The organism is Pseudomonas psychrophila HA-4 (genome assembly GCF_000282975.1).
Classification (GTDB): Bacteria; Pseudomonadota; Gammaproteobacteria; order Pseudomonadales; family Pseudomonadaceae; genus Aquipseudomonas; species Aquipseudomonas psychrophila_A.
In genome coordinates, this window is sequence record NZ_ALJC01000006.1 from 123032 (window position 1) to 146971 (window position 23940).

At 54.0% G+C, this 23940-nt stretch carries 30 protein-coding genes and 1 tRNA gene; 16 read left to right on the forward strand and 15 right to left on the reverse strand.

All coding sequences use genetic code 11. From position 1 onward, the window contains the following. The first annotated feature begins 54 nt into the window (after nt 1–54). Nucleotides 55–1314, forward strand: a complete 1260-nt coding sequence (locus tag B347_RS0100870) for an MFS transporter (protein ID WP_019407837.1) — start codon at nt 55–57, stop codon at nt 1312–1314. A 148-nt stretch (nt 1315–1462) separates the two neighbouring features. On the opposite strand, the gene B347_RS0100875 is transcribed toward B347_RS0100870, so the two are convergent. Continuing rightward, nucleotides 1463–2362, reverse strand: coding sequence for an alpha/beta fold hydrolase (locus tag B347_RS0100875; RefSeq protein ID WP_019407838.1), 900 nt, complete (start codon nt 2360–2362; stop codon nt 1463–1465). Nucleotides 2363–2684: 322 nt separating this feature from the next. Here B347_RS0100875 and B347_RS0100880 point away from each other — a divergent pair, with 322 nt between their 5' ends. The 3 genes from B347_RS0100880 (at nt 2685) to adhP (ending at nt 5672) form a co-directional block, all read left to right on the forward strand. Then, nucleotides 2685–4223: a cryptochrome/photolyase family protein gene (locus B347_RS0100880; protein ID WP_019407839.1), complete on the forward strand. Its 1539-nt coding sequence runs from the start codon at nt 2685–2687 to the stop codon at nt 4221–4223. Further along, complete coding sequence (locus B347_RS25690; protein ID WP_081498250.1) at nt 4220–4363, forward strand: DUF2256 domain-containing protein; 144 nt, start codon at nt 4220–4222, stop codon at nt 4361–4363. The genes B347_RS0100880 and B347_RS25690 overlap by 4 nt, the downstream gene beginning before the upstream one ends. A gap of 298 nt (nt 4364–4661) precedes the next feature. Continuing rightward, nucleotides 4662–5672 (forward strand): alcohol dehydrogenase AdhP, encoded by a 1011-nt coding sequence (gene adhP, locus B347_RS0100885; protein ID WP_019407840.1) that lies wholly within the window; start codon nt 4662–4664, stop codon nt 5670–5672. 527 nt (nt 5673–6199) lie between these two features. On the opposite strand, the gene B347_RS0100890 is transcribed toward adhP, so the two are convergent. Continuing rightward, nucleotides 6200–6287, reverse strand: a tRNA-Ser gene (locus B347_RS0100890). A 123-nt stretch (nt 6288–6410) separates the two neighbouring features. Here B347_RS0100890 and B347_RS0100895 point away from each other — a divergent pair. The 8 genes from B347_RS0100895 to B347_RS0100930 all read left to right on the forward strand — a co-directional run bounded on the left by B347_RS0100895 (nt 6411) and on the right by B347_RS0100930 (nt 10987). Beyond that, nucleotides 6411–7082, forward strand: a complete 672-nt coding sequence (locus B347_RS0100895) for a Bax inhibitor-1/YccA family protein (protein WP_019407841.1) — start codon at nt 6411–6413, stop codon at nt 7080–7082. Nucleotides 7083–7193: 111 nt separating this feature from the next. Continuing rightward, nucleotides 7194–7586, forward strand: coding sequence for a sulfurtransferase complex subunit TusD (gene tusD / locus B347_RS0100900; protein ID WP_019407842.1), 393 nt, complete (start codon nt 7194–7196; stop codon nt 7584–7586). A 1-nt stretch (nt 7587) separates the two neighbouring features. Beyond that, entirely contained in the window at nt 7588–7950 is a 363-nt protein-coding gene (tusC, locus tag B347_RS0100905) for a sulfurtransferase complex subunit TusC (RefSeq protein ID WP_019407843.1), read from the forward strand. After that, nucleotides 7950–8249: a sulfurtransferase complex subunit TusB gene (gene tusB / locus B347_RS0100910; RefSeq protein WP_019407844.1), complete on the forward strand. Its 300-nt coding sequence runs from the start codon at nt 7950–7952 to the stop codon at nt 8247–8249. The genes tusC and tusB overlap by 1 nt, the downstream gene beginning before the upstream one ends. Then, nucleotides 8246–8581, forward strand: coding sequence for a TusE/DsrC/DsvC family sulfur relay protein (locus tag B347_RS0100915; protein ID WP_019407845.1), 336 nt, complete (start codon nt 8246–8248; stop codon nt 8579–8581). Before tusB ends, B347_RS0100915 begins: the two co-directional genes overlap by 4 nt. Next, complete coding sequence (locus tag B347_RS0100920) at nt 8578–9579, forward strand: glycosyl transferase family protein (protein ID WP_019407846.1); 1002 nt, start codon at nt 8578–8580, stop codon at nt 9577–9579. Before B347_RS0100915 ends, B347_RS0100920 begins: the two co-directional genes overlap by 4 nt. A gap of 88 nt (nt 9580–9667) precedes the next feature. Further along, on the forward strand, nt 9668–10663 hold the full coding sequence (locus B347_RS0100925) for a glutathione S-transferase family protein (protein ID WP_019407847.1): 996 nt from the start codon (nt 9668–9670) through the stop codon (nt 10661–10663). 96 nt (nt 10664–10759) lie between these two features. Continuing rightward, nucleotides 10760–10987 carry a YheU family protein gene (locus B347_RS0100930; RefSeq protein WP_019407848.1) on the forward strand — a complete coding sequence of 76 codons (228 nt, stop codon included), beginning with the start codon at nt 10760–10762 and terminating at the stop codon, nt 10985–10987. Here B347_RS0100930 and csrA read toward each other — a convergent pair. Both csrA and B347_RS0100940 read right to left on the reverse strand, forming a co-directional pair. Then, nucleotides 10984–11187 carry a carbon storage regulator CsrA gene (gene csrA / locus B347_RS0100935; protein WP_019407849.1) on the reverse strand — a complete coding sequence of 68 codons (204 nt, stop codon included), beginning with the start codon at nt 11185–11187 and terminating at the stop codon, nt 10984–10986. The genes B347_RS0100930 and csrA overlap by 4 nt on opposite strands. A gap of 175 nt (nt 11188–11362) precedes the next feature. Then, nucleotides 11363–11695, reverse strand: a complete 333-nt coding sequence (locus B347_RS0100940) for a YnfA family protein (protein WP_019407850.1) — start codon at nt 11693–11695, stop codon at nt 11363–11365. 191 nt (nt 11696–11886) lie between these two features. Between B347_RS0100940 and B347_RS25695 the strand changes: the two genes are divergently transcribed. Continuing rightward, nucleotides 11887–12039 (forward strand): DUF3309 family protein, encoded by a 153-nt coding sequence (locus B347_RS25695; RefSeq protein WP_019407851.1) that lies wholly within the window; start codon nt 11887–11889, stop codon nt 12037–12039. Nucleotides 12040–12107: 68 nt separating this feature from the next. Here the strand turns inward: B347_RS25695 and B347_RS0100950 are convergent, their stop codons facing one another. From B347_RS0100950 to B347_RS0100970, 6 genes are all read right to left on the reverse strand, one after another. Beyond that, nucleotides 12108–14192: an LTA synthase family protein gene (locus B347_RS0100950; RefSeq protein WP_019407852.1), complete on the reverse strand. Its 2085-nt coding sequence runs from the start codon at nt 14190–14192 to the stop codon at nt 12108–12110. 21 nt (nt 14193–14213) lie between these two features. Then, nucleotides 14214–14423, reverse strand: coding sequence for a hypothetical protein (locus tag B347_RS26510; protein WP_157786872.1), 210 nt, complete (start codon nt 14421–14423; stop codon nt 14214–14216). 95 nt (nt 14424–14518) lie between these two features. Next, on the reverse strand, nt 14519–15409 hold the full coding sequence (speE, locus tag B347_RS0100955) for a polyamine aminopropyltransferase (protein ID WP_019407853.1): 891 nt from the start codon (nt 15407–15409) through the stop codon (nt 14519–14521). A 205-nt stretch (nt 15410–15614) separates the two neighbouring features. Next, a complete protein-coding gene (locus B347_RS0100960; protein WP_019407854.1) occupies nt 15615–15806 on the reverse strand; it encodes a PLDc N-terminal domain-containing protein in 192 nt (63 codons plus the stop codon). An 85-nt stretch (nt 15807–15891) separates the two neighbouring features. Further along, nucleotides 15892–16422: a hypothetical protein gene (locus B347_RS0100965; protein ID WP_019407855.1), complete on the reverse strand. Its 531-nt coding sequence runs from the start codon at nt 16420–16422 to the stop codon at nt 15892–15894. 70 nt (nt 16423–16492) lie between these two features. Continuing rightward, nucleotides 16493–17026, reverse strand: a complete 534-nt coding sequence (locus B347_RS0100970; protein ID WP_019407856.1) for an ankyrin repeat domain-containing protein — start codon at nt 17024–17026, stop codon at nt 16493–16495. 326 nt (nt 17027–17352) lie between these two features. On the opposite strand from B347_RS0100970, the gene B347_RS0100980 reads away from it, so the two are divergent. Then, entirely contained in the window at nt 17353–17631 is a 279-nt protein-coding gene (locus tag B347_RS0100980) for a DUF3509 domain-containing protein (protein WP_019407857.1), read from the forward strand. A 71-nt stretch (nt 17632–17702) separates the two neighbouring features. Here B347_RS0100980 and mtnC read toward each other — a convergent pair whose 3' ends face one another. The 5 genes from mtnC to aroC form a co-directional block, all read right to left on the reverse strand. Next, nucleotides 17703–18386: an acireductone synthase gene (gene mtnC / locus B347_RS0100985; RefSeq protein WP_019407858.1), complete on the reverse strand. Its 684-nt coding sequence runs from the start codon at nt 18384–18386 to the stop codon at nt 17703–17705. A 9-nt stretch (nt 18387–18395) separates the two neighbouring features. Then, entirely contained in the window at nt 18396–18941 is a 546-nt protein-coding gene (locus B347_RS0100990) for a 1,2-dihydroxy-3-keto-5-methylthiopentene dioxygenase (RefSeq protein WP_019407859.1), read from the reverse strand. Nucleotides 18942–19044: 103 nt separating this feature from the next. Beyond that, on the reverse strand, nt 19045–19665 hold the full coding sequence (locus tag B347_RS0100995; protein WP_019407860.1) for a methylthioribulose 1-phosphate dehydratase: 621 nt from the start codon (nt 19663–19665) through the stop codon (nt 19045–19047). After that, nucleotides 19662–20810, reverse strand: coding sequence for an MFS transporter (locus B347_RS0101000; RefSeq protein WP_019407861.1), 1149 nt, complete (start codon nt 20808–20810; stop codon nt 19662–19664). Before B347_RS0101000 ends, B347_RS0100995 begins: the two co-directional genes overlap by 4 nt. A gap of 34 nt (nt 20811–20844) precedes the next feature. Then, nucleotides 20845–21936: a chorismate synthase gene (gene aroC / locus B347_RS0101005; protein ID WP_019407862.1), complete on the reverse strand. Its 1092-nt coding sequence runs from the start codon at nt 21934–21936 to the stop codon at nt 20845–20847. A 142-nt stretch (nt 21937–22078) separates the two neighbouring features. Here aroC and B347_RS0101010 point away from each other — a divergent pair, with 142 nt between their 5' ends. Both B347_RS0101010 and B347_RS0101015 read left to right on the forward strand, forming a co-directional pair. Continuing rightward, nucleotides 22079–23077: an alpha/beta hydrolase gene (locus B347_RS0101010; protein ID WP_019407863.1), complete on the forward strand. Its 999-nt coding sequence runs from the start codon at nt 22079–22081 to the stop codon at nt 23075–23077. 59 nt (nt 23078–23136) lie between these two features. After that, nucleotides 23137–23928, forward strand: a complete 792-nt coding sequence (locus tag B347_RS0101015; protein WP_019407864.1) for a hypothetical protein — start codon at nt 23137–23139, stop codon at nt 23926–23928. Nucleotides 23929–23940 lie beyond the last annotated feature (12 nt).

Below are 23940 nucleotides of genomic sequence, written 5' to 3' on the forward strand. Positions count from 1 at the left end.
GAGGCGTAACTCGCATCAGTCAACCCATAACAATAATCATGCCGGAGATTCACCATGCGCCGCTGGTTCTCTCATTATGAAAACCGTCTGTTGTTTGTTCTTAGCCTGAGCTTTGGCTTTGTTTTCTTTGATCGAAATGCCATGAGTTTCCTGGCGCCCTTCGTGGCGAAAGACCTTAATTTAAGTAACACACAGATCGGCCTGCTGGTATCGGCACTTTCCCTAACTTGGGCACTGTCGGGCTACCTGCTGGGCGCCCAGTCGGACCGCAGCGGTCGTCGTAAACCGTATTTGCTGGTGGCGGTCATTGTCTTTTCAGCTTGCTCATTCATCTCTGGCCTCGCGGGTTCATTCTTCATGCTACTCGCCGCACGCTTGTTGATGGGCGTGGCCGAGGGGCCAATTCTGCCCATCTCGCAAACACTGATGGCCATGAACTCGACCCCGACACGACGGGGCCAGAACATGGGCATCATGCAGAACTTCGGCAGCAACCTGCTGGGCTCGTGCATTGCCCCGCTGGTGCTGGTGGCGATCGCCAGCCATTACGACTGGCGACTGGCTTTCTTCGTGGCCGGGATCCCCGGTCTAATGGCGGCGTGGTTGATCTGGAAGTACGTCAAAGAGCCCAAAGCCGTCATCGCCCCGGTAGCGACAACGATTACGGCCCCTGGCAATGACGCGCTGCGTGATCTACTGCGCTATCGCAACGTCTGGCTAAGCATGCTGATTGCTTGTTTTTATGTGGCATGGATGGTCCTGGGCTGGGCCTTTATGCCGGTGTACTACATGAATGAGCGCCATTTTAGTTCAACAGAAATGGGCATTCTGATGAGCGTACTGGGTGCCAGCGCGACGATTTGCAGCTACATCGTGCCCGCACTCTCAGACCGCCTAGGACGTCGAACCGTGGTTGTCGTGTTTTCCTTGATCGGGGCGCTCACACCGTTGGCGGCCCTGTACTTCGACGGGCCTTTCTGGATGCTGTGCCTGATTCTTTTTCTGACGTGGTCAGCCAGCGGAGTGGCGCCTATTTTTATGGCCACCATCCCTTCCGAAACAGTCCCCGCGCACCGCATCGCTGCTTGCGTGGGGTTAGTGATGGGCATGGGGGAAATCGTCGGGGGTGTTCTGAGCCCGATCGCCGGCGGATGGTTGGCTGACATCGCTGGGCTGAGCGCGCCTCTAATGTTGCAGGCTGCTTGTGCAGTGGTCGTGGGCCTATTAGGCCTATGGCTGCACGAAACCGCCCCATTGCGAGCCAAGCACTCACAGCAGGACGGACTAACGGTCAAAGATGCCACGCGTCCCTGAAAAGCAACGTGCCTGAGGTGCATTAACTAACCAGTCACGCGGCTAGAAGCCTAGTACACCCCGTACTTCGTGAACCGCGTAATACGTCGAGGGAGCAAGTTAGACAGTCAGCAGCAGATGAACATCATCCGCTGCTGGCCGCCGCCGTTCACGGCTTCAGAAATTCAGTGACAGCTGCGGCGAACAGGTCTGGCTGATCAAGCATCAGGAAGTGAAAACTACCGTCAATACGGCTGAAACTGATGTTGGGTGTCGAGACATAAGCGTTACGGAACATTGCATCAACGAGGGATGTCGGTATGCCATACAGCGTGTCATACGCATAAACGACCTCGACAGGCACCGTGATGCGTCCAAGCTCAGGCCGCAGATCGGTGGTCATCAGTTCATACATGGCATCGGCCATGGTCTTTGGGTCCGAACGTGTCCCCGACGCGACCAGGCTTGGCCTGACCGCTTCAGTCTTGGCGAGACGGGCGACAGAGGCTATCTGCATCGCTAGCGCCTGCTCAGGCGTTGCAACTAGCATGGCATCACGCATCGCAACAGCATGCGGGGTCGCCGTTTCAGGCGTCGCTGAAGGGTCAAACAGCAAGGTATAAAAAGGCAACGCATCTACAATCATCAGACGCCCAACTTGCTCGGGGTGACGCGCCCCCAGCATCAGCGCCACCTCCCCCCCCAACGAATGACCGATGATGACCGGCGCCTTGATGTGCTGGCTGCGGATATAGTCAGAGATCGCCTCGGCCGTCGGGGCAACGACTTTACCGTCTAGATCGGAAACCGCGGGCGAGCCGGCAAAGCCCGCGACCTGCACGAGATGCAGGCGGTGGTTCTGGCGTAATCTGGAGGCCAAATCGGCCCAAACTTCAGAGGACGACGCAAACCCTGGAATTAAGATGATGTCTGTTCCAGAGCCTTGTACCTGCACTGAGATACGACCCTGGTTGACCGTGTCTGCTGGCAGGGTTGCTGACTGGGCTGGTGATGCTGACAGCAGCGCCAACGTGGCGCCTATCCCGGCAAGGATGCTTCCTGCACGCATAGCGTTTCCCTAATGAGCTGAGTAATCGGACACATGCTAAACCGTTTTGGAGCGTACTGCTTTCGGCCAATGACGAGCACGCCAAGCCATTAGAACCCTTCACCTTTCTCTCAAAGCACCGCTGACCTTAATGCACCACTCTTAAGTAGCATCCGTACCCAATCAAAAAATGATGAAGTTTTAGAGACGAAAAACGACAAGAAAGTTATACACTTAATTATTCTTGTACAAGAAATTACGCCTTCCTTCAAAAAAACGCTGCTTGGATGAAATCTTCGACGTCATTAGGCACGTATGCTCACCATCAATTGGAACCTGCTTGATGAATACGACTCGCCGATTATGTCTCGTCTTGGGAGACCAATTATCCTTCGACCTCGCGTCTCTACAGGCCTTGGATAAAGAGAGCGATACGGTACTCATGGTCGAGGTCATGGAGGAAGCCAGCCATGTCACCCATCATCCGCAAAAAATAACTCTTATTTTCAGTGCTATGCGTCACTTCGCCGAAGCTTTGAAGCAGAGGGGTGTCAGGGTGCAGTACGTGGCGCTTGATGATCCGAAAAATACTGGATCCGTACCCCGCGAGCTATGTCGCTGGCAGGAACAATTACAACCGGATGAACTCCACCTGACGGAGTGCGGTGACTGGCGGTTAGAGCATTCAATCAGGGAATGTGGCTTGGCTATCGAGTGGCATTCCGATAATCGATTTCTTTGCTCACGTGCCGAGTTCTCTAACTGGGCGCAAGGCAAAAAGCAGCTACGCATGGAGTTCTTTTATCGGGAAATGCGCCGCAAGAGCAGATTGCTACTCAATGGTGACGGCAGCCCTGTAGGAGGCGCCTGGAACTTTGATGCTGAAAACCGCAAAGCTTTGCCTAAAGGCGTTAGGCCTCCCTCGCCAGCCCGTTTTTCGCCGGACGCAATCACTCGGGATGTGCTTGAGTTAGTGGCCAATACCTTCTCCAGTCACTATGGCTCCCTTGACACGTTCGACTACCCGGTAACCCATGCCGAAGCTCAGGCTCTATGGGACTACTTCCTCGACTGGGGGTTGGCAGCCTTCGGCGATTATCAAGATGCCATGGCTAGCGATGAGCCCTTTCTGTTCCATGCCCGTATAAGCGCGGCGCTCAATATTGGCTTACTGGATCTTCGCCAACTTTGTAGTGATGTGGAGTCGGCATATTGGTCCGGCAGCATTGCACTCAACGCTGCAGAAGGCTTCATTCGACAACTGATAGGCTGGCGTGAATATGTCCGAGGCGTCTACTGGCTAAAGATGCCTGAATATGCGAATGGCAATGTCTTTGGTAATACGAGGTCGCTTCCAGAGTTCTACTGGACAGGTGAAACACGGATGAATTGCATGCGCCAAGCCATAAGTCAGAGCCTTAAGCATGCCTATGCACACCACATCCAAAGGCTGATGGTGACAGGCAATTTCGCACTGCTGACGGGTATTACGCCGAGAGAAATCTGTGAATGGTATTTGGCTATCTACATGGACGCCTTCGACTGGGTAGAGCTACCCAATACACTGGGCATGGTCATGCACGCCGATGGCGGCTATCTAGGCTCCAAACCTTATTGCGCGAGCGGCCAATACATTAAGCGCATGTCCGACTATTGTCGTGACTGCGCCTACAACGTGAAGGAAAGTACAACTGAAGACGCCTGCCCTTTCAACGCACTGTACTGGCACTTCCTAATGCGCCACGGCGACCGCCTGCGCGGCAATCAGCGTATGAGCATGATTTATAAAAATCTCGATCGTATGCCTGAATCTAAACAACAGGCGCTTTGGCTGCGCGGCCAGTTGTTACTCGATACGTTAGATAAAGGTGAGGCGCTATGAAAAAAAGTGAGCTACCCGTCAAAACGTGCGTGCGCTGCGGCCTTCTTTTCACATGGCGCAAGAAATGGGCTCGCTGCTGGGAGGAAGTGCGCTACTGCTCGGAACGTTGCCGACGTAGTAAGTCCTTCATAAATCCGTAAATAACCTGGACGAATGACCTCTATCGGTTCAGGCAGCTGCCGAAGCCTTCATCAAGCCCCTGCGGGAACAGGTCTCTGGCAGATTGCAGCTTGTCAACCAAGACGCAGGGCAGTCGAGACTCTCAACTGGGCTCCCGCCGGAGCGATCACCCACAATCCGGACAGGGAGAAATCGCTGTAAAAGTAAACTGATCTAAAACGACAACGACCTTGAAAAACGCAGCTAGAATGAGATAGCTCATTTTTTGTTATGCCATCCAACACACACCTTCAGATATTCCTTAAAAGGAGATCGACTATGAAAGCAGCTGTTGTCGCAAAAAACAAAACTGTGGTAATAGAAGAAAAGAAACTACGCCCTTTAGAATATGGAGAAGCACTATTAAAAATGGAATGCTGCGGTGTATGCCACACTGACCTACATGTGAAAAATGCAGATTTCGGTGATGTATCCGGCATAATACTTGGGCATGAAGGAATCGGTGTAGTGACTGAAATATCGGCAGGTGTAACATCACTTAAAGTTGGAGATCGAGCGAGTGTTGCTTGGTTTTTCCGTGGCTGTGGAAACTGTGAATACTGTAACAGCGGCAAAGAAACATTCTGTCGCACAGCCAAGAACGCAGGTTATACAGTCGATGGGGGCATGGCAGAAGAGTGCATTGTCAATGCTGATTATGCGGTGAAAGTTCCAGACGGTCTGGATTCAGCCGCAGCCAGTAGCATTACGTGCGCGGGAGTTACCACGTATAAAGCCATTAAAGTTTCAGGTGTAAAACCAGGGCAATGGCTGGCGATATACGGCCTAGGAGGACTGGGTAATTTAGCACTGCAATATGCCAAAAATGTTTTCAATGCCAAAGTTATTGCCATTGATGTTAATGATAAACAACTGGCGTTGGCAAAAGAGATGGGGGCAGATCTCACCCTTAATCCGAAGACAGATAATGTCGATGAAATTATTCAGAAAGAGTTGGGCGGCGCCCATGCCGCGGTGGTAACGGCAGTCGCAAAATCAGCATTTAATTCTGCAGTGGCCAGTGTCCGAGCTGCGGGGCGTGTCGTGGCAGTAGGCCTCCCCGTTGAAACGATGGACCTGAGTATTCCGCGCCTAGTCTTGGACGGTATTGAGGTGGTCGGCTCTCTGGTGGGTACTCGTGAAGACTTGAAAGAGGCCTTCCGTTTCGGTGCAGAAGGAAAAGTCGTACCAAAAGTACAAATGCGTCCGCTCGAGGATATTAATACTATTTTTGATGAAATGGAGCAGGGGAAATTTACCGGTCGCATGGTTATTGATTTCAACCATTAAAATTAAACCATAGATACCACCCTGCTTTTTATTTAAAAGCCGCCCCTGGATTTCGTGCTGAGCCACTTAATCCGGGGGTATAAACAGGGGCAAATTGCTTCTATTCAGGTATACAAATAAAATACCAAACAAAGAATTTTTAAAATCATCTATAAGCAGAAAGATATTGTTCCGCCTGCGACTTAAGAAAGTTACCTATCGCTTATCTTATTACACAAGCATCTCCCACCAACGACATCAACATCAGCCCCGAATCGATAACTGTATTACCCCCTAAACCATAGCCACATTTACTTCTAAAAAACTGCAAAAAAACAACGCCTCAGCACAAACCGGGAACTCCTCACAACTGCGTTAAACACTACTTAACGGTAAGCGCTCCATAAACCCCACCGATCTTGAAGTCGGTGGGGTTTATGGAGCGCTTACCAAAAAGATGCGGAAAGGCTGGCCTCCACGCAGGGGCTTCCCCCAAACCCCAGAAACGACAAAGCCCGCTAAAAGCGGGCTCTGTCGGTGTAGCAATATGGCGGAGGCGTAGAGATTCGAACTCTAGGACCTGTTACAGTCGACGGTTTTCAAGACCGTTGCCTTAAACCACTCGGCCACACCTCCTAACGTTGTTGCGGGCGCCATAATACCCGAATGAAACACATTGTCAAACTCTCTTGATCGCTTGTTTCAGAGCCTCTGCTATGATCTTTGCTACTTAACATTTCAAACCACAGGAGTTTCGCCATGCGCGAACAGGATTACGCAGTTAATAGCAGCGTGCAGGCTGAGCAGCTAGAGGTTAGCCGCGTCCTGCGCAACACTTACGGTTTACTGGCTCTCACTCTCGCTTTCAGCGGTGTGATGGCTTATGTCGCGCAGCAGATGCGTGTCGGTTACCCCAATATTTTCGTGGTGCTGATCGGCTTTTACGGGCTGTTCTTCCTCACCAACAAGCTGCGCGATTCGGCTTGGGGTCTGGTGTCTGCCTTTGCCTTGACCGGCTTCATGGGATTTCTGCTGGGCCCAATCCTTAACCGTTACCTGGGCATGCAGGGCGGCGCTGAGGTAGTTAGTTCGGCATTTGCCATGACGGCGCTGGTGTTTGGCGGTCTGTCTGCTTATGTACTGATCACTCGCAAGGACATGAGCTTCCTAGGCGGCTTCATCACCGCCGGTTTCTTTGTCCTGCTAGGCGCGGTAGTCGCCAGCTTCTTCTTCCAGATCAGCGGCCTGCAACTGGCTATCAGCGCTGGCTTCGTGCTGTTTTCTTCGGTCTGCATCTTGTTCCAGACCAGCGCCATTATTCATGGCGGCGAGCGTAACTACATCATGGCTACCATCAGCCTGTATGTATCGATCTACAACCTGTTCATCAGCCTGCTGCAAATTTTCGGCATCATGAGCCGCGATGACTGATTGACAACAGCGACACAAAAGCCCGCCTCGGCGGGCTTTTTGTTGTCCGCGGCAAGCATCTTTAGGCATCTGGCTTTATCATTGCCGCAGATTTGCTGACAGAGCCCCATCATGAAATTTGCCATTGCCCTTTATTCAGCGGCCCATTCGCCCTCCTCTCGCCGCGCTCTGCGCTTTGCTGAGGCGGCGTTAGCGAGCGGTCACGAAATTGTGCGGCTGTTCTTTTATCAAGACGGTGTTCACAACGCTTCGAGCAATGTCGTCACGCCACAAGATGAGCAAGACCTCACTCAACAGTGGGCTGCGTTCGTCAGCCATCACCAGCTTGATGGTGTGGTGTGTATTGCCGCTGCTCTGCGCCGCGGGGTGCTGAACGAGGACGAAGCTGCGCGCTATCAGCGTCCGGCAGTCAATTTAAAAGCGCCTTGGGAATTGTCTGGTCTGGGGCAGTTACACGACGCTATTCAATCGGCTGATCGACTGATCTGCTTCGGAGGGCCTTGATATGCCTAAGTCGCTATTGATTATCAGCCGTCAGGCTCCTTGGTCTGGCCCAAATGCAAAAGAAGCGTTAGACATTGTGCTGGCGGGCGGCGCGTATGATTTGCCGATCGGCCTAATGTTTATGGACGACGGCGTGTTTCAGCTTGCGCCAAAACAAAACGCCACCGCACTTCAACAAAAGAACCTCATGGCCAATCTACAAGCCTTATCGTTATTTGGGGTGGATGATGTATATGCCTGCCACCACAGTTTGGCCGAGCGTGGGATTTCGCCCACAAGCCTGGCAGTCGATGACGTACAAGCATTGTCAGCAGATGAAGTACGCATCCTTATTGACCGTTTTGATCAAGTGATTACCCTCTGATGTCGACCCTACACGTCCTGAGCCATTCGCCCTTTTCAGACACGCGTCTAGGCAGTTGCTTACGCATACTGGGCACTGATGATGCGCTGTTGCTCTGCGGCGATGCGGTCTACGCGTTGCAGCCTCATAGCAGCATCCTTAAAACCCTTGAGGCAAAGAGCGACACACTCAAGCTCTTTGTCCTCGAAGAGGACCTGCTAGCGCGCAATCTTGAATGCCTGCCATGGGCAACCTGTGTTGACTATCCACGTTTCGTCGAGCTGTCGATTCACTATGACAAGGTCAACAGCTGGCTATGAATACGCTCCCCCTCGACGGTAAAAACATAGCGCTGGATAAAGACGGCTATTTGCTCGACCTCAATGATTGGTCTGCCGAGGTTGCTGAAGCCCTGGCAGCGCAGTCACACATTGAGTTAAGCCCCGATCATTGGGAGATCCTTGAACTGTTGCGCAGTTTTTATCAGGAGTTCGAGCTGTCGCCGGCTACGCGCCCACTGATCAAGTACACCGCGCTCAAGTTGGGCCCCGAGAAAGGCAACAGCCTGCATCTCAACCGTCTGTTCAATGGCACTCCCGCCAAACTCGCCGCCAAACTGGCGGGCCTGCCAAAGCCAACCAATTGCCTATGAATATTGCGTCTCCATTGACCCTAGAAACACCGGCTGAACACCCTTTCGCGCAGTTCGTGCGTATTTTGGGCAAGGGCAAACGTGGCGCCCGCAACTTGACCCGCGTAGAAGCCCGTGAAGCGATGGGCATGCTGCTCGACGAAAAGGCTGAGGATACGCAACTGGGTGCGTTCCTGATGTTGCTACGGCATAAGGAAGAAAGCCCCGAGGAATTGGCAGGCTTCACCGAGGCAGTGCGTGAACGTCTGACAGCGCCTAAGATCAGCGTCGACATTGACTGGCCAACGTACGCGGGTAAAAAGCGCCACTTGCCTTGGTATTTGCTGGCCGCCAAATGCCTTGCGCAAAATGGTGTACGCATTTTGATGCATGGGGGTGGAGCCCACACGGCTGGGCGACTCTACAGCGAGCAGTTGCTGGGCGAGTTAGCTATCCCGTTGTGCCGCGACTGGCAAAGCGTTGACGCCGCGCTAGACGCCGGCAATCTGGCATTCATTCCACTGCAGGATTGGGCTCCCCAATTGCAGCGCATGATTGATCTGCGCAACACCCTTGGTCTGCGCTCGCCGATTCACTCATTAGCCCGCATCCTGAACCCCCTCGGCGCGCGCTGCGGCCTGCAAAGTATCTTCCACCCTGGGTACCAGAGCGTACACCGTGAAGCCAGTGGTTTGCTGGGCGACACCAGCATCGTGGTCAAAGGCGATGGCGGCGAAATCGAAATTAACCCCGACGCAGCCAGCCATCTGTATGGCACGACGGCAGGCGTCAGTTGGGACGAAGAGTGGCCTGCTCTGTCGGCTCAGCGCCATGTGAAGCCTGCGTCACTTGAGCCCGAACACCTCAAAGCGCTGTGGCGAGGCGAAGTCGAAGACAGCTACCCGCAACTGGCGTTGCTCTCGACCATGGCCCTAGCGTTACGCGGGCTGGGCACGCCGCGTGAGCAAGCGTTCGAATTGGCTCAGTGTTATTGGGACAATCGCAACAAATCGATTTAATCGATCGTTAAAGCCCACGTTTTGCGCTATTCCTTCGAACTCAGGCCTTTAGACTGGACTCCAAAGCAAAACGACCAAGGAGCACTCTATGGGCCTGTTGATTGATGGACGCTGGCATGATCAGTGGTATGAAAGCAAAGACGGCAGTTTCCAGCGCGAGCAGGCACAGCGGCGCAACTGGGTAACTGTCGACGGCTCGCCCGGCCCAACGGGTACAGGCGGTTTTGCAGCACAAGCAGGTCGCTACCACTTGTATGTGTCTCTCGCCTGCCCGTGGGCCCACCGCACCTTGATCACTCGCCAACTCAAAGGCCTCGAATCGCTGATCGACGTTTCAGTGGTCAGTTGGTTAATGCTGGAAAATGGCTGGACCTTCGACCAAGCCTTTGGCTCAACAGGTGACCGCCTGGACGACCTGAGCTTTCTGCACCAGCGTTACACGTTGGACACACCCGACTACACCGGTCGCGTCACCGTTCCCGTGCTTTGGGACACGCAACGCCAGTGCATAGTCAGCAACGAGTCCGCCGACATCATTCGTATGTTCAATAGTGCTTTCAATGAGCTGAGCGGCAATACGCTGGACATGTATCCCCTGACACTGACAGCAGAAGTCGATCGCTGGAATGACAGTATTTACCCAGCACTGAATAACGGGGTCTATCGCGCCGGATTTGCCACGTCGCAGTCTGCCTATGAGCAAGCATTTACGGATGTATTCAGTGAACTGGGACGTATAGAGGCTCACCTCACACAGCATCGCTACCTTGCTGGCGAGTACCTGACCGAATCCGATGTACGACTATTCACAACGTTGATTCGTTTTGATGCGGTGTACTACAGCCACTTCAAATGCAATGAGCGCCGTATCGCCGACTTTCCAAACCTTTCCAACTGGTTGCGTGAGCTTTACCAGTGGCCGGGTATAGCCCAAACGGTGGACTTTACCCACATCAAAGGCCACTACTACGCCAGTCACCGCACGATCAACCCGACAGGCATCATCCCAAAAGGTCCGGCTCAGGACTTCACCACATCCCATGATCGTGCCCGGCTGGCTGGCAGCGGCATCTGGCAACAGTAACGACACGGATAAAATCAGTACGGGTACGAAGCTGCAGGACTAGCCGCACGCGCGCTAGGCCAGTAGCATCGCCCGCACTGTTTACGAGAGTTTCCCATGCTAATTCCTTACGACCAGCTTGAACCTGACACCCTCACCCGACTGATTGAAGACTTCGTCAGTCGCGATGGCACCGACAACGGCGATGACACGCCTCAAGAAGCGCGCGTCCTGCGGGTTCGCCAAGCCCTGAGCAAAGGGCAGGCCGTTATATTCTTCGACGCTGAAAGCCAGCAATGCCAGTTGATGCCCAAACACGCAGTGCCAAAAGAATTATTTGATTAACGCTTAACAAGGGGCCCGATAGTCAAGTGTCCAGGGTCCTGGTTTTTTATCCGCTCATAAATTTCAGCCCGGTGAACACTGATATTCTTCGGGGCTTCAATCCCCAATCGAACATGGCTGCCATTTACGCCAATTACACTCACGGTAATGTCTTCGCCAATTGAAAAGTGTTCGCCTAATGCGCGCGTCAATATCTGCATGGCTCTCATCCTCTGGGGTAGGTGACCTCAGAGACTGAACCGCGCAAAACGGTACTTCAATCCCTACAAAACAATTCAGCCATGACCTACATGTTTGGATCTGAAGTCCTACAGGCAATGATTAAAAATCCTACACATCGGCTGCCAGATACGCGTATTCAAAGGGAAAAATCTGTCATGGCGTTGAAAAACGCGGCCCTAACAAAATAATCGTTGCGCCAATCACACACAGCCCGAGCCCAATCCAGTCAGAACCCAGCGGCCGAATACGCTCTACAACCGCCAGCCAAGCGATGGACGTCACGATGTAAATGCCGCCATAGGCCGCATACGCTCGCCCTGCATACGCCGCTTCAATCTTGGTCAAGAGCAAGGCAAATACTGCGAGGCTCAAGACGGCGGGTACTATCCACCACGCACTATTGCCTTGACGTAACCACATCCAGAACCCGTAACACCCAGCGATCTCAAACAGTGCCGCCAAAAAAAACCAAACATAATTAAGCATGCGGTACGTCCTTCAATAGGCAAGCGCAACCCTACCCGCGCACTAGTTACCAGGCAAGGTCCAACTATTGGGTTAATAAAAAATGAATTTTTTGTGCACTGAACAAGTCGGACTTTATAAGCGCGCACCGACCGTGATTAAAACACCACTGAACGCTGCGCATTCTGGAATAACTCAATAAGGAAATAGTCATGACCCTGATTCTTCTGATCATCCTGATCTTGCTGCTAGTGGGTGGACTGCCCGTGTTTCCTCACTCAAAAAGCTGGGGTTATGGCCCGTCCGGCATTATCGGCACCGTACTGGTTGTGCTGTTGATATTGGTCCTACTCGGCAAAATCTAGCGCTGCGGGGTTTTATTGCCCAGCAATAAAAAAGAGACCCTAAGGTCTCTTTTTTATTGAACGACTACTTATTTTGGATCGGCGACACCCGCTGTGTTATCCAGCAAGCTTTTGGTCGCCGTCTGCAAGAAGGCTTCAAGCCGCTTTTTAAGCTCCGCTTCGTCAGGCGAATCGGTCACAACTTTAGCTGCAGGATTAGCACCCAAGTTGTATTGCCAAACCTTGGCAGGCATATCTTTAGGCTGAACCAACAGATGATCGCCATTGATGATGGCCACCGTCTGATCATTACCCGATGGTTTGATCACGCCTGTGCCCTTATCACCTTCCGGTAAGTTCAGCAGGTCACGCCCCCAGCATTGCTGACGGAACTCGCCACCCAGACGACCCATGATGGTCGGGACAACGTCGATCTGAGTGCCCACAGTGTCAACCCGTGCGCCAAACTTTTCTTGGATGCCCGGCCCGATCAGCAGCAACGGAACGTTAAAGCGTCCAAGGTCCATCTCAGAGATCTGTTGCTCGTTCCCAAACCCGTGGTCACCAACCACCACAAACAAGGTTTCCTTGAAATACGGTTCTTTACGGGCTTTCTCGAAGAACTGGCCCAATGCCCAGTCCGAATAACGCATCGCCGTCAAATGCTCGTTCAACGACCCACGATCGGTCACCGGCTCAACCGGCAACGGGGTCGGCAGGGCGTACGGTGTGTGGTTGGACAGGGTTTGCAGCAACGCATAGAACGGCTCTTTGCCTTCGCGCTTCTTCAACTCTTCGAGGCCACGATTGAACATGTCTTGGTCGGACACGCCCCACGTAGGATCGGAGAACACCGGATTCACGAAATCGTTACGACCAACAAAGTTAGTCATGCCCTGGTTGCTGAAGAAACCGGACTGGTTGTCCCAGGCAAAATCACCGTTATACACATACACGTCGTCAAACTTGCGCGCACTCAGCAGTTCCGGCAGACCGGACAGCTTGTGGCTGCCTTCCGGGGTTTGCATCAGGTATTCAAAACCTGGCAAGTTCGGGAAGCACGCCATGGTGGCGAACATGCCCTGGTGGGTATGCGTGCCGTTGGAGAAGAAGCGCTCAAACAACAGGCCTTCTTTAGACAGGTTGTCGAAGTAGGGAGTGACATTACCCGGACGACCCAGCGCACCCACCGAATGACCGGCAAAGCTTTCCATCAGGATGACGACAACGTTTTTGATCGGCAGGGTTTTTTCCGCCGACGGCGTCGTATCACGACGCACAGCTGCGGTGTCCGGATCGACCAATTTGTCGTTCTCGGTCAACAGCATGTCGCGCACCACCTGTTGAGCCTCAGGCTGTTGCAGTGTGGCTTTCCAGATATTGCTGCGCTCGTCAGAAAAACGGCTTTTCGCCGCTGCAATCAACGACAAGGAACCATTGAGCCCCAACTGGTTAGCGAAGTTGGAGTCGGTTGTGTAGGCATCACCCCAACGCAGCGGAGGACCTTGGCGCAGCGTGCCGCGAGCTGCGACCACACACACCAGCAACACCACCACAAACACCACCGTGCGCGTATACCACGGTGCTACAGCGCCTTTAGTGCCCGATGCTGCAACTGCCGCAGTTGTCTGCGAGCGCGTCAAGCGATCTACACCTTTGAAGGCAAAATACAGAATGATCGTGCCCACGGCCCACGCCAGCAGATAACGCACAACCGGGAAGCCGTACCAGAGCATGCTCATGACGGTTTTCGGGTCTTCATTCACATACTGGAAGACCAACCCGTTGAGGCGCTGGTGAAACTCACGGTAGAAGTCCATTTCCATCAGGCCCAAAAACAGCGCCAGACTAGAAGCGGCTGTCAGCCAAAAGCGCATGACACCACGCCACTTCATGGCGTGTGCACTGAGCAGCGCCAGCAGTAAAGGAATACTGAGATAAACCACGATGCGCAGGTCAAAGCGCAGGCCGTTGGCAAATGCTTCAAGGAATGTCGAGGCCGGGGTATCGAGGATCATTTCCCGGTTGTAAACCAGCAATGCCACCCGCAACAGGGTAAACATCAGCATCATGATCAAGGCACTGAGCAGCGTAAACGCCAGATGCGATTTGACGGTCGGTTGCAACAGGCGCGAGGCAGCGTTCTGTTGTCTTAGGGCGTCCGGGTTTGCCATGTCGTTGTAGGACCCATTGGTTCAAGTTGAAGTGGCTTTTCTGTACATGAGCAGCACCTGAGCTGGTGGGCACAAGTGCAAAGCTGTCATGCGCGGGCGGGCAAATGTTGCACGATCATCGGTGGTTTTCCACTGATGCAGCACCATTAAATGCCCAAGGTTTGGCTCTGCATTTATCTGAAGGCTCAAGATATGTGCTTTTAAAAAAGCTGTAGAGCCGAAATTCTGCATGCAAATTGTCTTAAACAGCACGTGAAAATTTCGTGCACAGTATATTTTGAAACATAAGAAAGGGCCTTTCGGCCCTTTCTTATTGTTACGACATTTTAGCTGTTGCTTGGCTTGCTGATAGCCTGCAATACGTATTGCGGCAAAGCAAACGCACCAATGTGTACGTCTGGATTGTAGTAACGGGTCACGATGCCACTGCCCGCGAAACGCTGACGCAAGGTTTCAAGTGGCAACTTACGGTACTCGCTATTCGTCGAACCCCAAGCAAACGTCATCGCGCCGCCGATGTAAGTTGGAACGGCCGCTTGATAGAAGTGCCAGTCGGCGAACAGGCTGCGCATACGCCCTGCGGTAGTTTGGACTTCTTCCAATTGCATGAACGGCGTTCCGTTCTGCGTCACCAATACGCCGCCTTCGTTTAGGCAGCGGTGGCACGCTTGATAGAAGTTTTCAGAGAACAGCACTTCACCCGGACCAATTGGGTCGGTGGAGTCCGAAATGATCACGTCGAATTTTTCTTCAGTGGTCGCGACAAAACGCATGCCGTCATCGATCACCAGGTTCAGGCGCGGATCGTCGTAGGCACCTTTGGAATGATTGGGCAGGAACTCTTTGCACATATCCACCACCGTGCCGTCAATCTCGACCATGGTGATGTGCTCAATGCCTGAGTGTTTGGTCACTTCACGCAACATGCCGCCGTCGCCACCGCCAATGATCAGCACACGCTTGACCGTGCCGTGAGCCAGAATCGGCACATGGGTCAGCATCTCGTGGTAGATGAACTCGTCCTTTTCCGTGGTCTGAATAACGCCATCCAATGCCATGACCCGGCCCATCACCGGGTTTTCGAAAATCACCAGATGCTGGTGCTCGGTGCGCACTTCGTGCAGCAGCTTGTCCACGCTAAAACGCTGGCCGTAACCTTCGTAAAGGGTTTCGAGATAGTTGTTTTCGAGAACGTCAGTTTTAAGCACTTTAGTCATGGGAAGTCCCCTTGAATGCTGGTGGCACGGACGGTCACCCGCCCATGATCGACAGCCAAACCGCAGACCGCTGTGGCGGTACACGTTTTGAACTGCCCAAGAAAGGCGCGCATTCTACGTCGAGGAGCATGACAGGTGGAACCTTGATGCAGACAAACTCAGCGGACGGTGACGATTAAGCCGTCACAGCCCGCTGATTGATGGCTTATATGCGGACATTGCCTCGCGGTCCGGCAATGGCCCAGATGATCAGCCCCAGCACCGGCAAGAAGATAATCAACAGCACCCAAAGGATTTTCATCCCGGTTTCAGAGCCGCTTTTGAGCACATTGATAATGGCCCAGATATCCAGCGCCAAAATAATCAGACCAATCAGGCCGTTAAACGTCGAACCCATGATGATGCTCCCGAGTGAGTGCGTGTTCACTTAGGATAGCCAGCCACAGCAAGGGTTCCGTTTTTTTATTGCAGGGCCGGCAGAATCAAACGTGAACCGCTACTTTCAGCGCTTCCAACGAAGGGGCTGCACTGATACCGACTTCAGCACACAACTCCAGCACGCGAGGGACGTCATTGCCATAGACCAACACCAGTTGAATCTCGTCGTCCAAAGGCTGGCTCAGGTTCATCAGTACGTAGCCACCGTTTTCAGGGTTCATGCTACCCATCTGGATCTGGATACGGTTAAGTGCGGTCAACGCTTCGGTTTTGGCCAGCTGTTTAGGCTTGATATTGAAGGCTACGCCCGGGCCAAACGAAGCGACGATCTGCGCAAACAGATCCATGTACGTGTCAGCCTGAAACAAGACAGTTTCCGGCAAGCTGCCGATGACCACCCACTCCCCCAGCGGAATAGGAAAGGTATCGTCGTAGTTGATGTCTGGGTTGGCAGCGAGAAAACCATCCTGATCGGCGTAAGCCCGAGCCGCTTCGTCAGCGATTTTTACGATTTCGTCGTCGCCCATGCACCCAGAGCTGATTTTGCTGATGAGTTCAACGAGAGTGTTTTTCATGGGCAGGCCTGTCACAAGGAAAATTGAGGGCGCGCAGGATATATCAATTGCGCGCCTCAAGGGCGTGCAATCAGCCCAACAGCGTGTTCAACAACGCAATGCTGTCAGTGGCGCCCATGGTCTTGGCCGCATCCAACGCGGTAATGTCATTCGCATCTTTGGCTTTTGGATCGGCACCTTTGCTGATCAGGTACTCAATGATCGCGGTACGGTTGAACATCGCCGCCATCATCAACGCGGTACGGCCGTCAAATGAGGCGCCTTCAACTTGCGCGCCCCCTTCGACCAAGGCCTGGACCATCGCCAGATCGCCCTTGAAGGCAGCACCGGCAATCGGGCTTTGACCATTGTCATTGCGAATTTCGGGGTCGGCGTCATGTTCGAGCAACACCTTAACGGCATCGACATGCCCGTGATAACTGGCCAGCATCAACAAGGTATCGCCCTTGTGATTGCGCAAGTTAGGAGGCAAGCCTTTGCTCAGCAAAGCCGCCAGCATCGCCGCATCGCCTTCGCGAGCTTTATTGAACACCTGTTCGGCAAAGTCGGCCGCTTCCTCGGGGGTCATCTGGCGCTGTTGATTGGCTGGCTTGTCGTCTGACATGTAAGGCTCCACGTTGGCTGCAAAAAAACATAGTTTCGTGAGAGCGACCCTCCATGTCATCCCTTTTTTGCTCAACAGATCTATAGAGACAATCAATCAGCAACCATGAGTCAGATAAACATCCTCTCAATACTGGGCGCCACAACGTCAACAGTGGGCAAAATGCAGGATGCACGATGGCCATTCATGCAAAATGCACGAAAATTGAATTTCTAATAAATTATAACTTTATGATTTATAAGCATTTTTTTAATAATTGATGATGGCACAATCGCTGCAACCACTACTCCATGTAAGCCCTTCATGAGCTAATGGAGCTGAATCATATGAGCCTGATCCAAGAAAAATTCGCGTCTCTGTTCTCGAACCACACCGTCACCGTGAAACCTCGCCCAGATGGCGGCGTATTGCTGACGCTATGTGACAGCGAAGGCACACAAACCCAACGCTCTATTTCTTACGCGCAATTGCACACTGCAGAACAACTGACGTGGGTAATCAGCGCTATTCGTCGCGACCTGGCGGGCACCGCCAGTGAATTGCCGTCGATCTCGTTGCTGCAAAGCCAGCATCGCTTTGCCCTACCGACCTATCACACCCGCTGAGATGAACCTACGCTCGCGATCTTTTAACGATCAAAAGATCGCGAGGCTAGCTCGCGCCTTCAGGGTGTGGATTAACACGCTGTAGGGTCAATCTCGGCAAAACTGCTGACCGTAGTATGCCCACGCAACTCCCCGCCTTCTCGCGCCAAGCCGCAGGTTTGCATGCCAGCTTCTTGCGCCGCATCCAGCTCTTCGAGGATGTCCGATAGAAACAGGATTTTGCCCGCCGGGCAGCCAATCGCCTCGGTAATGTGTCGATACGACTGGGCTTCGCGCTTGGGGCCAGAAGTGGTATCGAAATAGCCACTGAACAGCGGGGTCAAATCGCCCGCTTCAGAGCAGCCAAAGATCAATTGCTGCGCCTGGATCGAACCTGACGAGTACACGTACAAATCGTAACCCTGCTCATGCCAGGCCTTGAGCGCCTGCACCGCATCCGGGTAGACGTGCCCTTTCAACTCCCCAGCCTCATAACCCTGTTTCCAGATCATGCCCTGCAACGCTTTTAACGGCGTGGCCTTGAGGTCTTCGGCAATCCACTGTTGAAGGATCTCGATCACCCGCTCAACGTCCGCCTCAGGCTCACCGCTGTCCAGACGCACTGCGCCTAACTGCTTAGCGACTTCAGGCTCTTCAGCATGCGTGCGGACGAATGCGGGCAGGTGTTTGGCCGCAAAGGGGAACAACACGTCAAACACAAAGCTGACAGCGCTGGTGGTGCCTTCAATATCGGTCAGGATAGCTTTGATCGGCATACAGATTCCTTAGTCTTCGAGGCGCGGAAAGCGGTTAGCGATGTCTTCGCCGGTAAAGTTCGCGACCCAGCCCTCAGGGTTATTGAACAACCGGATAGCCACAAAATGCGGGTGCTCGCCCATGTCAAACCAGTGCGGGGTGCCCGCGGGCACGGAGATCAGGTCGTTCTTTTCACACAGCACCGCGTATACAAAATCACCTATGTGCAAGGTAAACAGCCCACGGCCCGCTACGAAAAAACGAACCTCATCTTCGCCATGACGATGTTCGTCGAGGAACTTGGCGCGCAATTCGGCTTTTTGCGGGTGGTCGCTGTTGAGGCTAATCACATCCACAGTGACGTAACCGTGCTCCGTCATCAGTCGATCAATCTGAGCGCGATAGGCGCTGATCACATCCTCTTGGCTCGCACCCGGCTGAATAGGCGTGGCCGCCTGCCAGCGATCAAAGCGCACGCCTTGTTCGGCGAGCGTGGAGGCTATGTCATCAAAGTGAGTCAACACCTTGTTGGGTAAATCCGGGCTCGATACGTGGTAAACGGAAAGGCTGCTCATGGGGCGTAATTCCTCAGCTTCGGCGTACACTTTCGGCTTTTTCCAAACCGTTCAGGCAGACCGTTTAAATCAGGCGGTGAGCTTCTTCGCAGTGAAGTCAGCGTTAACGGTTAAGCACAGCGCGCGTTTTCAACTCGCATTCAAACAAAAACTCGAAAGCCTCGATCTGACGCAGAGCATCACTCATGCGTGCTCCCCAGGTGTAAAGGCCGTGGCCGCGGATCAAGTAGCCCGCACAGTCAGGGTGCGCATCCAGCCAGGGCTGAACCTTGGCTGCCAGGCGCTCGATGTCCTGATCATTGTCAAAAATCGGCACCCGCACTGTCGACTCATGGGTCGAGACGCCACTAAAGGCTTTTTGCAATTCGTAGTCTTCAAACTCGATGCTCTCCCCCGGCGTTAAACGCGACAGTACCGTGGCATTCACCGAATGAGTGTGCAGCACCGCGCCGATCTCGGGGCGCCAGCTGTAAAGCTGCGTGTGCAGCAAGGTCTCGGCTGAAGGTTTCTTACCCGGCTCAAGGCTGTTACCTGACAAATCGGTAGCCAGTACATCATCCAGGCCCAACTGGCCCTTGTGCTTGCCCGACACCGTTAACAGCGCTTCGGTGGCCGACAGCCGGGCCGAGTAATTGCTGCTGGTGGCAGGCGACCAACCACGACCATATAGAAAGCGCCCGGCTTCAATGATTTCCAGGCTCAAGTGTTCACGGGTAAGGCTCATGCCCTGTCCTCTTGCAATCGAGTTGCGATGATAACGGCTGCAGCCAACGCTGCGAGGCTTGCCATACTAAAGGTGATAGTCGGGCCAAGTGTGTTCCAACTGTAACCAGCATAAAGTGCACCGGCCGCGCCGCCGATTCCGGCCAAGGTGGCATACAGCGCTTGCCCCTGCCCTTGCTGGCCGGGGCCAAAACTACGTTGCACGAAGCTCATGGCAGACGCGTGAAAACTGCCGAAAGTGGCCGCATGCATCAGTTGCGCCAGCAGCAACACCCACAGGTATTGCGCAAAAGTCCCCAGCAATAGCCAGCGCAAGGCGGCCAACACAAAGCTGGCCATCAAGACGCGGCGCACTGAAAACTTCAGCAGAATGCGGCGCATGGCCAAAAACATCAGCACCTCGGCCACTACCCCCAAGGCCCAAAGCATGCCGATCACACCTCGGCTGTAACCCAGGTCTTCAAGGTACAAGGTGATGAAAGTGTAATACGGGCCATGGCTCATTTGCATGAGTGCGACGGTGACATAAAAGGCCAGGACGCCAGGGCTGCGCAGTTGCTTTAAAAAGCCGCCCTCGTGGGATTGGCGCCCCAGTTTCGAGGGTTGGGCATTGGGTACCCACAGGCTGCACAACACAATCGCAGCCATGATCACGACCAGCGCCACCGGGTAGATATCCAAGCTCAGCCATTCAAACAGGCGTCCCAGAATCACCACGGTAATGATGAAGCCGATCGACCCCCATAAGCGCACTTGGCTATAACGCTCGGGCTGTTCACGCAGATGGGCAAAGGTGATGACTTCAAACTGCGGCAGCACCGCGTGCCAGAAAAACGCATGTAACGCCATGACCAACGCCAGCCAGGCGTAGCTTTTGTTGATAAAAATCAGGCTGAAGCCGAGCAAGGTGCAGAGCGCGCCCAGCCTCACAATCAACAGACGCTTACCCGTGTAGTCCCCTAGCCAGCCCCACACGTTGGGGGCCACGCAACGCATCAACATCGGGATGGCGACCAACTCGCCTATCCGCGCACTGGAGAAACCGAGATGATGAAAGTACAGCGCCAGAAAAGGCGCTGTAGCACCGAGTAAGGCGAAGTAAGACAGATAGAATCCCGACAATCGCCAGTAGGGAAGAGGCGCCATCGTCGTCAGACCATAGCGCTCAACAACCCCTTTGTCACAGCTGACCTAACACGGGCGTGCTCACGCGCACGTCAGCATTTTGCCCGCGATGGCGCAGCAGGTGATCCATCAGTACGATCGCCATCATGGCTTCAGCAATCGGCGTGGCACGAATGCCGACACACGGGTCATGGCGGCCCTTGGTGATGACCTCCACCGGATTACCGTTCACATCAATCGAACGGCCCGCAGTGGTGATGCTCGACGTCGGCTTGAGCGCCAAGTGCGCAACAATCGGCTGGCCCGACGAAATACCGCCCAGAATGCCGCCCGCGTTATTGCTCAGGAAACCTTCTGGCGTCAGCTCATCACGGTGCTCTGTACCGCGCTGGGCTACGCTGGCAAAACCGGCGCCGATCTCGATGCCCTTGACCGCGTTGATGCTCATCAGTGCGTGCGCCAGTTCAGCGTCCAGACGGTCAAAAATCGGCTCGCCCAACCCCGGAATCACGCCCTCGGCAACAACGGTAATTTTGGCACCGACAGAATCCTGATCGCGACGCAGTTGATCCATGTAGGCCTCAAGCTCTGGCACTTTGTCCGGGTCTGGGCTGAAAAAGGCGTTTTCTTCGACCGAGTCCCAGGTCTTGAACGGGATTTCAATCGGACCCAGTTGGCTCATGTAGCCACGAATCAAAATACCCTGGGTCGCCAGATACTTTTTGGCGATGGCGCCTGCCGCAACACGCATTGCAGTTTCACGTGCAGAACTGCGCCCGCCTCCGCGATAATCGCGTTCGCCATACTTATGGTGGTAGGTGTAGTCAGCGTGGGCGGGGCGGAACAGATCCTTGATAGCCGAATAGTCCTTGGACTTCTGATCAGTGTTACGGATCAGCAAACCAATGGCGCAACCGGTCGTGCGACCTTCAAACACGCCGGACAGAATTTCGACTTCGTCGGCTTCCTGGCGCTGGGTGGTGTGGCGGCTAGTGCCCGGTTTGCGGCGGTCCAAGTCACGCTGTAAGTCTTCAAGAGACAGCTCCAGACCAGGCGGACAGCCATCTACAATGGCGACCAACGCCGGGCCATGGCTTTCGCCAGCGGTGGTGACAGTGAACAGCTTGCCGTAGGTATTGCCGGACATTCAGGGCGCTCCGTGAAAATCAGCCTATAAACTAAGCTTGGATAACTAAGCGCGCCAGTATACGCAGGCTGCCTCTGTAGTTCATCCTCCAACCTTACTCATCCGGTTTTGTGCAACCGGCACTTCACACAATGATGGCGTAATGATGCTGCGAATATTCCTCCTCGTTCTATCCCTGTTCGGGACTCAGGCCTTTGCGGCCCCACAATCCAATGTATTGCTGCGCCCCATTGAGCTGGACACCGGCTCGGGCACGCTTTACGGCTCGCTGGTACTGCCCAAGAGTGACAAACCGGTGCCGGTGGTGCTGCTCATTGCAGGCTCCGGCCCCACTGACCGTGACGGCAACAACGCCCAAGGCGGGCGCAACGACAGCTTGAAAAAACTGGCCTGGCGCTTGGCACAAAACAACATTGCCAGCGTGCGCTTTGACAAGCGTGGCATTGCACATAGCCTGGCTGCCGCGCCAGACGAACGTACACTGACCCTCGATCAATACGTCGACGACGCCGTGGCATGGGGCAACAAACTCAAAAGTGACCCGCGCTTCAGCAAAGTGTTTTTACTGGGCCACAGTGAAGGTGCGCTCGTCGCCGCACTCGCTGCACCGCGTATCAATGCCGCCGGAGTGATCTCCATTGCAGGCACCGGACGCCCGGTTGGCCAAGTACTGCGCGAGCAGTTGCAACGCAACAACCTGCCACCCGCCTTGCTCAAGCGCAGCTTTGAGCTGATCAGCAGCCTCGAAGCAGGCCACACAGATGACAATGTACCTTCTGAGCTACAGGTGGTATTTCGCCCCAGCGTGCAGCCTTACCTGATCAGTTTGCTGCGGGTTAACCCTGCTGCCGCGTTTACTGCACTGAAGATGCCCGCCATGATCATTCAGGGCACCCACGACATTCAGGTCGACGTCAAGGATGCACGCCTGCTCAAAGCGGCTAAACCGGATGCATCACTCACCTTGGTACATGGCATGAACCATGTAATGCGTATTGTGCCCATGGACATGAAACGCCAGATCTTGTCCTACAACGACCCCAACCAGCGTCTGGCGGGAGAAGTGGGTGACCGTATTGTGCGTTTCATCGCAAAAGTGAACGCCACTCAACCCTCTAGTCCTGCGCATAACGGCCGATAAATCATTGTCGGCCGAGTTGATTGGGTCGACATACCGGGCTTGCACAGGATTCAGCCGTTATGAGCGACACCCCATCACAACCTGCCGACGCTGAAGAGCCGGCAACGCCCGAGGCGCTTCCGCGACCTTGGGCAGACGTGCAACCCGAGCATTTCAGAATGCTACGGCTAGCCCCTTTGCAGACAGACCGCAGTACCGGGGCGCGCCCCTTGCGCTTTGTGCAACTGGGCTATGCCGAACGCCATGACAAAGCGCTGAGTTTGCTGCGCCTGCGTATCGAGTTGCCCGGCCAACACGTGCGTAAAGAGCAGAATCAACTCGATATCTGGCTCGACCACGCAGAAAAACGCATCAGCATTGATCCCGAGCGTGGCCTTTCAATAGAACCCTTGAATCGTGGCATCGGACGCTTTCTGATGGCTCAGGGCGTCCAGTGGGCGCAGAAAAAAGCCTCGCACTATCGTTTTGAGAGCCTGGACCTGCCCCCCAAAGATGCCTTGAGCGAAGACATGCGCTTGCGCCGCGATCATTGCCTACGCACGCAGGGGTTTGACGTGGTCTATGAAGATGCTCTGCATCGCAAGGCGCGCATTGAAACGGGGGTGATCGGGGATTTGTACAACACTTGGAACAGCGAAAAAATCCAGTTCATCGAGATTCTCGATGCAGCTCAGATGCTTCAGCAAGCCGAACAGCACCTGCAGGAGAAAGAACTGAAGCTGCGCGAAAAAGACGAAAAAATCAGCAAGTATCAGCGTGAAGACACGGGTTTGCGCTTCACCATCACCTGCCTCGTCGCTTTCGCGGTGTTTCAGGCAGGGCTGCTTATCTGGATTGCGACCCATCGCTGAAAGCAGGCACCC

Bases quoted from the DNA above. Each gene is read 5' to 3' on its own strand.
- B347_RS0100895 (WP_019407841.1), top strand. From the start codon at position 6,411: ATGCGCGAACAGGATTACGCAGTTAATAGCAGCGTGCAGGCTGAGCAG.
- adhP (WP_019407840.1), top strand. From the start codon at position 4,662: ATGAAAGCAGCTGTTGTCGCAAAAAACAAAACTGTGGTAATAGAAGAA.
- aroC (WP_019407862.1), bottom strand. From the start codon at position 21,936: ATGTCCGGCAATACCTACGGCAAGCTGTTCACTGTCACCACCGCTGGC.
- B347_RS0100965 (WP_019407855.1), bottom strand. From the start codon at position 16,422: ATGAAAAACACTCTCGTTGAACTCATCAGCAAAATCAGCTCTGGGTGC.
- B347_RS0100915 (WP_019407845.1), top strand. From the start codon at position 8,246: ATGAATACGCTCCCCCTCGACGGTAAAAACATAGCGCTGGATAAAGAC.
- B347_RS25690 (WP_081498250.1), top strand. From the start codon at position 4,220: ATGAAAAAAAGTGAGCTACCCGTCAAAACGTGCGTGCGCTGCGGCCTT.
- B347_RS0100980 (WP_019407857.1), top strand. From the start codon at position 17,353: ATGAGCCTGATCCAAGAAAAATTCGCGTCTCTGTTCTCGAACCACACC.
- B347_RS0100880 (WP_019407839.1), top strand. From the start codon at position 2,685: ATGAATACGACTCGCCGATTATGTCTCGTCTTGGGAGACCAATTATCC.
- B347_RS0101000 (WP_019407861.1), bottom strand. From the start codon at position 20,810: ATGGCGCCTCTTCCCTACTGGCGATTGTCGGGATTCTATCTGTCTTAC.
- B347_RS25695 (WP_019407851.1), top strand. From the start codon at position 11,887: ATGACCCTGATTCTTCTGATCATCCTGATCTTGCTGCTAGTGGGTGGA.
- B347_RS0100960 (WP_019407854.1), bottom strand. From the start codon at position 15,806: ATGGGTTCGACGTTTAACGGCCTGATTGGTCTGATTATTTTGGCGCTG.
- tusD (WP_019407842.1), top strand. From the start codon at position 7,194: ATGAAATTTGCCATTGCCCTTTATTCAGCGGCCCATTCGCCCTCCTCT.
- B347_RS0101010 (WP_019407863.1), top strand. From the start codon at position 22,079: ATGATGCTGCGAATATTCCTCCTCGTTCTATCCCTGTTCGGGACTCAG.
- B347_RS0100940 (WP_019407850.1), bottom strand. From the start codon at position 11,695: ATGCTTAATTATGTTTGGTTTTTTTTGGCGGCACTGTTTGAGATCGCT.
- B347_RS0100925 (WP_019407847.1), top strand. From the start codon at position 9,668: ATGGGCCTGTTGATTGATGGACGCTGGCATGATCAGTGGTATGAAAGC.
- mtnC (WP_019407858.1), bottom strand. From the start codon at position 18,386: ATGCCGATCAAAGCTATCCTGACCGATATTGAAGGCACCACCAGCGCT.
- B347_RS0100995 (WP_019407860.1), bottom strand. From the start codon at position 19,665: ATGAGCCTTACCCGTGAACACTTGAGCCTGGAAATCATTGAAGCCGGG.
- B347_RS0100930 (WP_019407848.1), top strand. From the start codon at position 10,760: ATGCTAATTCCTTACGACCAGCTTGAACCTGACACCCTCACCCGACTG.
- B347_RS0100950 (WP_019407852.1), bottom strand. From the start codon at position 14,192: ATGGCAAACCCGGACGCCCTAAGACAACAGAACGCTGCCTCGCGCCTG.
- tusC (WP_019407843.1), top strand. From the start codon at position 7,588: ATGCCTAAGTCGCTATTGATTATCAGCCGTCAGGCTCCTTGGTCTGGC.
- B347_RS0100920 (WP_019407846.1), top strand. From the start codon at position 8,578: ATGAATATTGCGTCTCCATTGACCCTAGAAACACCGGCTGAACACCCT.
- B347_RS0100870 (WP_019407837.1), top strand. From the start codon at position 55: ATGCGCCGCTGGTTCTCTCATTATGAAAACCGTCTGTTGTTTGTTCTT.
- B347_RS0100990 (WP_019407859.1), bottom strand. From the start codon at position 18,941: ATGAGCAGCCTTTCCGTTTACCACGTATCGAGCCCGGATTTACCCAAC.
- B347_RS26510 (WP_157786872.1), bottom strand. From the start codon at position 14,423: ATGCAGAATTTCGGCTCTACAGCTTTTTTAAAAGCACATATCTTGAGC.
- B347_RS0101015 (WP_019407864.1), top strand. From the start codon at position 23,137: ATGAGCGACACCCCATCACAACCTGCCGACGCTGAAGAGCCGGCAACG.
- B347_RS0100970 (WP_019407856.1), bottom strand. From the start codon at position 17,026: ATGTCAGACGACAAGCCAGCCAATCAACAGCGCCAGATGACCCCCGAG.
- B347_RS0100875 (WP_019407838.1), bottom strand. From the start codon at position 2,362: ATGCGTGCAGGAAGCATCCTTGCCGGGATAGGCGCCACGTTGGCGCTG.
- tusB (WP_019407844.1), top strand. From the start codon at position 7,950: ATGTCGACCCTACACGTCCTGAGCCATTCGCCCTTTTCAGACACGCGT.
- csrA (WP_019407849.1), bottom strand. From the start codon at position 11,187: ATGCAGATATTGACGCGCGCATTAGGCGAACACTTTTCAATTGGCGAA.
- speE (WP_019407853.1), bottom strand. From the start codon at position 15,409: ATGACTAAAGTGCTTAAAACTGACGTTCTCGAAAACAACTATCTCGAA.